This window comes from Myroides sp. C6-3 (assembly GCF_050522425.1).
Lineage (GTDB): Bacteria > Bacteroidota > Bacteroidia > Flavobacteriales > Flavobacteriaceae > Flavobacterium.
In genome coordinates this window covers 1-10,531 of sequence record NZ_JBMVQP010000057.1, presented here as the reverse complement: position 1 = coordinate 10,531, position 10,531 = coordinate 1, and the positions used below count along the sequence as shown (strand labels likewise).

7 protein-coding genes are annotated in these 10,531 nt (G+C 40.2%); 1 reads left to right on the top strand and 6 read right to left on the bottom strand.

Annotated features, from left to right (window positions below; all coding sequences use genetic code 11):
- Nucleotides 1-1,502: 1,502 nt before the first annotated feature.
- Nucleotides 1,503-2,909 (bottom strand): hypothetical protein, encoded by a 1,407-nt coding sequence (locus tag ACPDG9_RS15435; protein ID WP_430528600.1) that lies wholly within the window; start codon nt 2,907-2,909, stop codon nt 1,503-1,505.
- A gap of 178 nt (nt 2,910-3,087) precedes the next feature.
- Between ACPDG9_RS15435 and ACPDG9_RS15430 the strand changes: the two genes are divergently transcribed.
- Entirely contained in the window at nt 3,088-4,704 is a 1,617-nt protein-coding gene (locus ACPDG9_RS15430) for an ABC-F family ATP-binding cassette domain-containing protein (protein WP_430528599.1), read from the top strand.
- Nucleotides 4,705-5,241: 537 nt separating this feature from the next.
- On the opposite strand, the gene ACPDG9_RS15425 is transcribed toward ACPDG9_RS15430, so the two are convergent.
- The 5 genes from ACPDG9_RS15425 to ACPDG9_RS15405 form a co-directional block, all read right to left on the bottom strand.
- Nucleotides 5,242-5,436, bottom strand: a complete 195-nt coding sequence (locus tag ACPDG9_RS15425) for a cold-shock protein (RefSeq protein WP_002991706.1) — start codon at nt 5,434-5,436, stop codon at nt 5,242-5,244.
- 15 nt (nt 5,437-5,451) lie between these two features.
- Nucleotides 5,452-5,871 carry a cold-shock protein gene (locus tag ACPDG9_RS15420; protein WP_430528598.1) on the bottom strand — a complete coding sequence of 140 codons (420 nt, stop codon included), beginning with the start codon at nt 5,869-5,871 and terminating at the stop codon, nt 5,452-5,454.
- Between the two features lie 594 nt (nt 5,872-6,465).
- Nucleotides 6,466-7,092 carry a hypothetical protein gene (locus ACPDG9_RS15415; RefSeq protein WP_430528597.1) on the bottom strand — a complete coding sequence of 209 codons (627 nt, stop codon included), beginning with the start codon at nt 7,090-7,092 and terminating at the stop codon, nt 6,466-6,468.
- A gap of 325 nt (nt 7,093-7,417) precedes the next feature.
- Complete coding sequence (locus ACPDG9_RS15410; RefSeq protein ID WP_430528596.1) at nt 7,418-8,158, bottom strand: LytR/AlgR family response regulator transcription factor; 741 nt, start codon at nt 8,156-8,158, stop codon at nt 7,418-7,420.
- 10 nt (nt 8,159-8,168) lie between these two features.
- Nucleotides 8,169-10,121, bottom strand: a complete 1,953-nt coding sequence (locus tag ACPDG9_RS15405) for a tetratricopeptide repeat-containing sensor histidine kinase (protein ID WP_430528595.1) — start codon at nt 10,119-10,121, stop codon at nt 8,169-8,171.
- Between the last annotated feature and the right edge of the window lie 410 nt (nt 10,122-10,531).

Sequence of the window (10,531 nt, the reverse complement as noted above, 5' to 3'; positions counted from 1 at the left end):
ACCCGTCAATCACACCCGTCAATCACACCCGTCAATCACACCCGTCAATCACACCCGTCAATCACACCCGTCAATCACACCCGTCAATCAACCCCGTCACTCGGCAATCAACAATCCTTGTTTGTCTTTCAAGGACTCGTAGGATGCGACCCTTCGTTGCCTCAGGGTGACATACTGTGTGTGTACTGTGTGTGTACTGTGTGTGTACTGTGTGTATTCAACGCCCGTCACTCACTCCCGTCATGTCACCTCGACGCAGGAGAAATCGGAGCGTAGCGTAGATTCATCGAATACCAAAATAAAATATAAACCTAATGAGATATGTCGCATCCGTCAATCACACCCGTCATGTCGCCCCAGTCAATCGCCCCAGTCATGTCACCTCGACGTAGGAGAGGTCGCATCCGTCAATCACCCCCGTCAATCACCCCAGTCAATCACCCCAGTCAATCGCCCCAGTCATGTCACCTCGACGAAGGAGAAATCGGAGCGTAGCGAAAATCGGAGCGTAGCGTAGATTCATCGAACACCAAAACCAATATAAAATAAGTGAGATATATTCATCGAATACCAAAATAAAATATAAACCTAATGAGATAGGTCGCATCCGTCAATCACACCCGTCACTCACTCCAGTCAATCACGCCTCAACAACCTTTACTCGTCTTTCAAGGACTCGTAGGATGCGACCCTTCGTTGCCTCAGGGTGACATACTGTGTGGGGGTACTGTGTGTATTCAACGCTCGTCAATCACCCCAGTCATGTCACCTCGACGAAGGAGAGGTCGCATCCGTCAATCACACCCGTCAATCACACCCGTCACTCGGCAATCAACAATCCTTGTTTGTCTTTCAAGGACTCGTAGGATGCGACCCTTCGTTGCCTCAGGGTGACATACTGTGTGTGTACTGTGTGTATTCAACGCCCGTCAATCACCCCCGTCAATCACCTCAGTCAATCACCTCGACGAAGGAGAGGTCACCCCCGTCAATCACACCCGTCACTCACTCCAGTCACTCACCCCTCCAACAATCCTTGTTTGTCTTTCAAGGACTCGTAGGATGCGACCCTTCGTTGCCTCAGGGTGACATACTGTGTGTGGGTACTGTGATCGGTTAACGGTTAACGGTTAACGGTTAACGGTTAACAGTAGATTTTTCTGAAATAGCAAGTGTTTTCTTTAAAAGCACAAACCTCACAACGAACAAACCTCACAACGAGCAAACCTCACAACGAACAAACCTCACAACGAACAAACCTCACAACAAACAAACCTCACAACAAACAAACCTCACAACGAGCAAACCTCACAACGAGCAAACCTCACAACGAACAAACCTCACAACGAACAAACCTCACAACGAGCAAACCTCACAACGAGCAAACCTCACAACGAACAAACCTCACAACGAGCAAACCTCACAACAAACAAAAAAACCACCCCTACAAAGGAATGGTTCTTCTATATATTGATAATGCTCTGTCAACCGTAAACCGTCAACTATTGCAGTAGTTGCTCTATATTGCGATCAAAGATATTGACGAAAGCTTCTTGAATACTAGCATCGGCATTTAGGATAATACTGCGTTGTATTTTAGTAATGATCCATTTGTCTTTCATCTCATTAAAATCTGTGCAGCGCAACTCGATTAAGTTGGGGTGTTTATATTGACTAACAAGTTCTCTCCATTCGTTGTGTTCTCCATCGATACACACAGAAATAACCTGTATATTGGGAATCTGTTCCAGCAGGTGTAAAGCTCTTTTGTGGCTAGCTTCTGCGTGGGCCAATCCGTTTTTGGTCCAAACGAACATCAGTGTTTTTTTGTTGATCAGCTTTTTGAACTCCACTGGTTTTTCGTTGAGATCAACAAGCTCCACACGGGGGAGGCGATTCTCGTACTTTAGATTTTGTACGGCATTTTGGATCTTTACAATCTCTTGATGCTGTGTAGTATCTGTAGAGAGTTTAAAATAAGCATCAAAAAACTTGTCGTTATTATTGAGGTTTTGATCTTCCAAGAGGTAGATCAAAGCAATATTGTCTAAAATTGTATTTTTCACCTTCTCATTGCGGATTAAAGTATCTACAACATTGAGTTTGGTGATGTTTTTGTCGAATTTTGTTTGGCTGTCAAAATCGAGATCCGATTCATCGCTAACTGAACTCAGCATAATGGCTAAGTATTTGGTAAAAGACGAATAGCGGATTAGCTTCTCATTATTAAAATCTACCTTATTCCGAAACGAGTAGTAATCGGCAGGTAGTTGATTTCGGATGTCTTCTTTTGTGCGAACGTAATGCGCAATAGGGTAGATCTCTTTCTGACTAAAATAGTGGAGATCGAGTTTTGTTTTCGCATACATATCAAACTCTGGTCCCCAACCAACGATTGCCTTACTGCGTAGATAATAGGTGGTACGCGCTGCATGTGCTGAATCAATAAAGCGAATGAATTGATTTACCCCATAATCGTAATTCTCATAGCGCGTTGATTCATCCACTAAGTTTTTTACCGTCAGGTTCATCAAGAAGTTGTTCTTTTCTGCACCACGACCTGAAAAAATGATCGAATGATCGAAGTCTCTTGAATTTAAACGAAGATGTAAACTGTCGTTCTTGTCAAAATACACGTATTGAAATTCGGGATTCATACGGTAAATGTAGAGCCCTGGTGAAAGGGAATCAAATTTCTTTTCAAAGTGGTTGTTTTGATCGAGATAGATCGTATCTATTAGCTCATTATCTTTGTAGAATAAAATATAATTGGTGGTTGGGTTTTGTATTTCGCCACTAAAATGCGCAACATAATCGGTTGCCTCGAATTTCTTTTGACAAGAAAAGAGCAAAACAACCAATGGCAACAAACCATAGCGTATACCTGTATGTAAAAAATTACTACACATTGTTTGGGGAATAATGCTAGTTAAAAAATTGACGTCGAGGACAAAAGTAAGTTTTACGTTCAGTTAATGTTGTTAATAGATGGTTAAAATAAGTAATTCAAAATTGAAATAAATTAAGAGAGATTAAATCTCATATATATTTAGTAATTTTGCAACAAATTAAATCAAACAAGAAATAATGTTAACAGTTTCAAATCTGTCAGTTCAGTTCGGTAAGCGAATTTTATTTGATGAAGTAAATGTAACCTTTACACAAGGTAATTGCTATGGAATTATCGGTGCAAATGGTGCGGGTAAATCAACGTTTTTGAAAATATTATCAGGAGAAATTGATCCTACATCTGGACACGTTATTCTAGAGCCTGGTAAGCGTATGTCTGTGTTGAACCAGAACCACAACATGTTTGATGAGCATACGGTGCTTGAGACAGTGGTGATGGGAAATAAAGATTTATTTGCCGTTAAAAAAGAGATGGACGAACTGTATTTGAACTATACAGATGAGAACGCAGATCGCATCGGTGAGCTTCAAATTCGCTTTGATGAGATGAATGGTTGGAATGCCGAATCTGATGCAGCGACGATGTTGTCTAACTTGGGAATTGCTGAAGAATTTCACTATACTTTAATGAGCGAAATGGATGCGAAACTAAAAGTTCGCGTGTTATTGGCTCAAGCTTTATTCGGAAATCCAGACGTGTTGATCATGGATGAGCCGACCAACGACTTGGATTTTGAAACCATCGGTTGGTTAGAGAACTTCTTGGCAAACTATGAAAATACGGTACTGGTTGTTTCGCACGACCGTCACTTCCTTGATGCGGTATGTACACACGTATCAGATATCGACTTTAGTAAGATTACACACTATTCTGGTAACTATACGTTCTGGTATGAATCAAGTCAGTTAGCTGCAAAACAAAGAGCACAACAAAATAAGAAAGCGGAAGAGAAAAAAGCTGAATTAGAAGAGTTTATCCGCCGTTTTAGTGCGAACGTGGCCAAGTCAAAACAGGCAACTTCTCGTAAGAAAATGATCGATAAGCTAAAACTAGATGATATTAAACCTTCTTCTCGTCGTTATCCGGCTATTATTTTTGATCAAGATAGAGAAGCAGGAGATCAAATCTTAAACATCACCGGATTGGCAAGTACGCTTGACGGGGAAGTTTTATTCAAAGATGTAGACTTGAACGTGGTGAAAGGGGATAAGATCGTGGTAATCTCTCGCGACTCTCGTGCTACAACGGCGTTCTACGAAATCATCAACGACAACCTTAAACCAGATGCAGGTAAAGTAGAGTGGGGGATTACAACCTCTCAATCGTACTTGCCAGCAGATAACCACGCGTTTTTTGAAAATGACTTAACTCTTGTGGATTGGTTGCGCCAATGGGCAAAAACCGAAGAAGAAAGAGACGAGGTTTATGTACGTGGTTTCTTAGGGAAAATGATTTTCTCTGGTGAAGAAGCGTTAAAAACAGGTCGTGTGTTGTCTGGAGGAGAAAAAGTACGTTGTATGTTGTCTCGTATGATGATGCTTAGAGCTAACGTATTGATGCTTGATGAACCAACGAACCACTTAGACCTAGAGTCAATTACCGCTTTTAATAACTCGTTAAAAGGCTTTAAAGGTACGGTGTTGTTCACAACACACGATAAAGAATTCGCTCAAACCGTGGGAACACGTATCTTAGAATTAACACCAAATGGTGTAATCGATCGCTATATGACGTTTGAAGACTATTTGGATGATCCTAAGGTAAAAGAACTAAGAGAAAAAATGTATAGTTAACGGTTAACGGTAGATTATCAATAATAGAAAAACCATTCCTTTGTATAGGAGTGGTTTTTTTTTGTTCACTGTTCATTGTTCATTGTTCTGTTCACCGTTCACAGTATGTCCTGAGGCAACGAAAGGTCGCATCCTACGAGTCCTTGAAAGATGAGCAAGGGCTATTGGGAGTGATTGACGGGCGGTGAGTGACGGATGCGACATATCTCATTAGGTTTATATTTTATTTTGGTATTCGATGAATCTACGCTACGCTCCGATTTCTCCTTCGTCGAGGTGACATGACGGGAGTGAGTGACGGGGGTGAGTGACGGGGGTGAGTGACGTACTTTCTATTTCAGAAAGATCTTCCGTTAACTGTTCACTGTTAACAGATAACAGCACCTACACACAGTATGTTACCCTGAGGCAACGAAGGGTCGCATCCTACGAGTCCTTGAAAGACCAACAACCAAAAAAAAAGCCAACCCAACTACATGGATTGACTTTTTTATCGCTGATGATTAAAACGGTTAACGGTAAACGGTTAACTGTTAATTATCTAACTCTTCTTACTTCAACTGCGTTTAAGCCTTTTTTTCCTTTTTCAACTTCGTAAGTAACTACGTCGTTTTCACGGATACGGTCAACTAAACCTGAAGTGTGTACGAAAATATCTGCTCCGTTATCGTCTGGTGTAATAAAACCAAACCCTTTTGTTTCATTAAAAAACTTTACTGTTCCTTGTTGCATAATTAATTGAATTTATTATTCTGTTTTAGCTGCTTCTACAGCTCTGATTCCATTTTTACTTTGCTCTAATTTAAAGCTTATTTTTAATCCTTTTTCCAAAGGTATATTGAGGTCATTCTGGTGAAGAAAGATACTTTCTCTCGTCTTTGAATCAATAACGAACGCATATCCTTTATCTGTAACATAGCTAATGGTACCTTCGTGATTTTCTTGTGAGATTTTCTCTGTATGTTTCAGCTCTTGCTTTTCTTGCAAGGCCTGTTCTTCTGGGGTTAGGTGAGTTAATTGTCCTCGTTTATCTACATATACGAATAAATCTTCTAGATCCTTCCCTTTGTTGTTGTGTTGTTTACGCTCTTCTCTGCGTTTTAATTTCTCTTCTTGTTTTTGTTTTTTCTTTTTGTTGTTTTCTTTTTTAAAAAATGAGTCTGCCATTAATTGAATAGTTAACAAATGCCAAGGCATCTGCAGGTTTATATATAGGTGTTGCTTATACAGCAACGAAGAAAAATACGGTTATTACATACGTTATCCCAGGGGGATCTTCCTTAAGAAGTAAAATGAGAAGTTGTTTGGATTTAAAAAACTGACTTACTACGTATGAAAATAAACAATATTTATCTTTGGGTGATAAATGCAAAAACAGTAGTAACAGTTTGAAAAAGTTAAACGAAGCATATACTCCGCTTGAAATTTACCAGGCTATACAATTTAGTTTAATTGCCGAAATCACGACAAAGGTATAGTTTTTTTAATTAGAAAACGGTTTTTTGTTAAAAAATATTTTTTAATTCAACACAAATTGAATTCTACTAGAAGCTTTCTTGCGGAATCGTCGGAGCAAAGAAAAGCAATCAAAATGGAAAAGAAAAAACGCAAAAGGAACAAACCTCTTGCGTCTTCGTTTTAGATTGACTGTTTGATATTGATACTGCGTTCAATATACCCTATGAAACAGCTTTTCTTTTTCTAGCAATTTTTTTTTATCGGTTATCGGTTATCGGTTAACGGTCAACGGTTAACGAAAAACTATCTCCATTCAAGTGTTCCATCTTCTAGAACAACAAAAGAAAACTCGTAATAATTCGTTGATGTTGATCTCTTTTTAATTCGAACGGCTTCTCCTACTTTTTTTGCATGTAGGGTTAGAGATTCTCTTATTTTGTCTTTGCCGTCTGCTTTGAATCTATAGCTGTGTAGTACAAAGTTGTTGTATGTTTCATCGCTATCTTCAGGGTGTTCTTCCATAACCAAAGCAACGGCTTTCATTAGGTTTTCGTAAGTTCTGCTATAGTCTACATCTTTAATCTTAAACACAAGATCTTTTGATTTTGCGGGTAGTTGAGGAAGGCGCTTGATGTTTTGAGAAGCTAGTGTTTCTTCTTTGGCTTGCATTCCTTCTTTTAAGTTGTAGAACTGTTGAAATTCTTCCTCTCCTTCCCAGTATTCAACGGAGATGTTTTGCAATCTCGTATCAAGGGGTGCGGTAGATAAGAGTAGTTCGCTCACCTCCATATCGGGTGAAAATGCTTTTTCTACTTCTGCTTTTAGTGTAGCAGCATTGTTTTCTTCTTGCAGGTTGATGGCGGTATCGCCTCCACAAGAAACAGCTAAAAACGAAACAATGGCACTAAAAAGGATAACTGACTTTTTCATATGATTTTATTCTTATTGTGTTTTTAGATACTAAACCAAGTGAAGAATAAATCAATTCCCTGCTTATGAGCAGCAACATTACGTGATTTATTCTTCATAACGGTTGATATATAGAACAAACAAAGGGTATCAAAAAGAAAATAGTCGACGGTAAACGCGATTCAACCCATTGCACACAACACAAGGAATACGTTCGGGGTCTCCTGTATTTCTTTCCGATGGTGCAAAGGTAATTGCTTTTAAAATCGAAAGATCAAGCGTATTGATTTTCGTCTGTATGTAATCAATATTCGTCGCGTTTATTGGATTATTCGTTCGAATACACCTACGAAATGCGTTGTATATAGGTTGTAACGGCTTCTTTTTTTCGCTCGGATACCGGAATAATGGTTTGATCCACCAATTCGAGATGTCCTTCTTTGTAGTATTTGCTGATATAGGAAGTATTAACCAGGAACGATTGGTGACAGCGGATAAAGTGAGCGGGTAGTAATAGCTCTTCATATTCTTTGATTACCTTAGACACCATGAGTTTATCCCCATTAGCCAGGTGAAAAGTCGTATAGCCCTTATCACTTTGGCAATACACAATATCAGCCACACAAACAAGCTGCGTAAAGTGAAAGGTTTTCAACGCAAGGCGCTGAGGCGGGTGATTGGTTTGTAGCTGTTCTAACGCCACTTGCAATTGCTCTTCTACAAAAACGTGTGCATTGCGTCTCTCGTAGCAGCGTTCAATCGCCTGCGTAAATTCACGGTCATCTAGGGGTTTTACCAAATAACCCAAGGCACCTAGATTCAGTGCTTTGAGGGTATATTGACTATAAGCGGTAATGAAGATCAGCTGTAAGTTGGGGTTGTTTACTTGCTGCAAGAGTTCAAAGCTTGTACCGTCTTTGAGTTGGATGTCTGCCAAAATCAAATCTGGTTGTTGCGCTAGAATCTCCGGATAGGCTTTGCTGATTGAATCGGAATACCCCACGAGTTGAAGATAGGGGATATCTACCACCAAAGAGAGAATGTATTTTAAAATGGCAACTTCGTCTTCGAGAATATAAACTTTCATGGGTACAATATTAAGCATAAATCAGGGGAATACACAACAGCACTTCAACCCCGCTACTAGAGGGTTCTTCTTCTTTTTCTTCTTCTATGGAATACAAGCGAAAGAACGCTTCTTCCTTCTTCGCGTGAAATAAAGCATCCAAGCGCTCTTGTGTAATGATTTGAGCGAGTGATTGTTTGTTCGTCGTTGTCGTTGTCGTTGTCGTTGTCTCTTCCTTTTCTTTGGGTTGCAATCCACAGCCATTGTCGCGAATATAGAGGAGGAGCTGCTCGTTTTTCACTTCAATGGTCAGGGTTAACACCCCTTGATAGGTTATGTTTTTGAACCCGTGTTCGATGGCATTTTCAATAAAAGGTTGCAAGAGCATAGGGGGAATGAGAATTTCCTCCGCTTCAATCGAAGCCTCTTGTAGTCGATCAACAAGATGATAGTCAAAGGAGTGGTTATAGCGCATTTGCTGCACTTGAAGGTAATTTTCAATCGCACTTAAATCTTCCGATAAAGGCACAAAGTCACGGCGATTGAGTTCGAGGATATTGCGAATCATCTTCGATAAGCTAATCAAATAGCGATTGGCTTTTACCTTGTCCTCCTGGTTGATAAAGCCTTGTAGATTGGCTATCGCATTGTAAATAAAATGCGGATTGAGTTGCACTTGTAACAAGCGTTGTTCCAATTCCATCTTTTTATTTTGGATCGCTAACCCCTTGTTCTTTTCACTGAGCAACCGCTGTCGATATAAAATCAAGGAATACGAAAGCACCCCAATAACAAAGAGAACAATAAGCGAGATGATCCAACGCTGTTGTACAAACGTCTGTCTCTGCAGCTGGTAATTCTCCTTTAGCGAAGAGATTTCCACATCTTTTTGTTTGGTTTGGTACTGGAGTTCTAGTTCGTGAAGCTTGCTTGCATTGCGTTTTTCCTTGATTCTCGTTGAATGCGCAAAAGAAGAATCTAAAGCAATAAGCGCCTGTTGGTAATCTCCCTTGCGTTTATACACCTGACTCAAGCCCCCATAGAGCTGATTCTGTTCGAGAATTTTCATTTGTTGCGCAAGAGCAATACCTTCTTTGTAGTAGTGAATAGCAGAATCCAACTGTTGATTGCGTTCAAAACTAGTCGCTAAATTGTTGTACACAGTAGGATGAAGCTGCTTGCGCTTTTTGTTGTAGTGAAAATAGCGCTTACTACTTTGCAGCGCCTCATCAAAATGGCCAATCAGCGCAAAATAACGCGCCTCCATATCATAATAACGCGCAATAGCCGTTTCCTCCTTCGAGTCTTTCAGCAATACCTTCAACTGCTGTAAAGCCGCTTTTGCCTGGTCTTTATCCTGTAACTCAGCAGCTAATAGAAATGAAATATCGTAAAAACGCGTTTTAACACGTCGATTGTCCTTGAAAGGGTGTTGGGCATAGTAACGCGTTGTAAAGTGAAGAGAACGCTCCATATTGCCATTTAAAAAGTAAGCCTTCGCTAGTAAATCATACAGCTGATAATCTAAGATCGTCGAGTGCTGATTCACAAGCTCCAATTGTTCGTATAGCAATTCCATGAGCTCCACCTTCGCTACTCGTTGATGTTGGAGTTCTTGTCCGAGTTGGGTGTACGTCAATAAACGCTGCCAAATCGGATCTACCACTGAATACGCATCGTAAGCCTTCCTAAAGTAAATATCTGAACTGTCCTGCTGTTGGGTGTACTGAAAGCATAAACTTTGAAAGTAAAACCCGTAAGGGGAGTGCATGAGTGATACGTCTGTAGAACCCAGGACTTCTTCTATCACCCCTTTGCGATCCTGAACCGCTAGGGTGTCTAACCCCAGGTATAAAGCTATACTCTTTTTTGCTAGTAAACTGTCTGTAACAGTAGTCCCTTGTTCTTGAATGGATGTTGTGGTTTTTGTATCACAACTGATGAGCAGAAATAGAAGGAATAAAACGGGGTATATACGAAGCATTTTTTTTGTTGATTGTTGGTTGTGAGGTTTTGCACGGCTTGCTCCGATTGCCTCTTTCCATTAAAAAGCAAACTTAATTCATATTTTTTTACTAAAAAAGGATAACAGTGAACAGTTAACAGTTAACAGTTAACGGTTAACGGTTAACGGTTAACAGTAGATTTTTCTGAAATAGCAAGTGTTTTCTTTAAACGAAAATCAAGGAATAACACCCGTCATGTCCCCCCCCGTCATGTCACCTCGACGAAGGAGAAATCGGAGCGTAGCGTAGATTCATCGAACACCAAAATAAAATATAAACCTAATGAGATATGTCGCATCCGTCAATCAACGCCCGTCACTCACCCCTCCAACAACCCTTACTCGTCTTTCAAGGACTCGTAGGATGCGACCCTTCGTTGCCTCAGGGT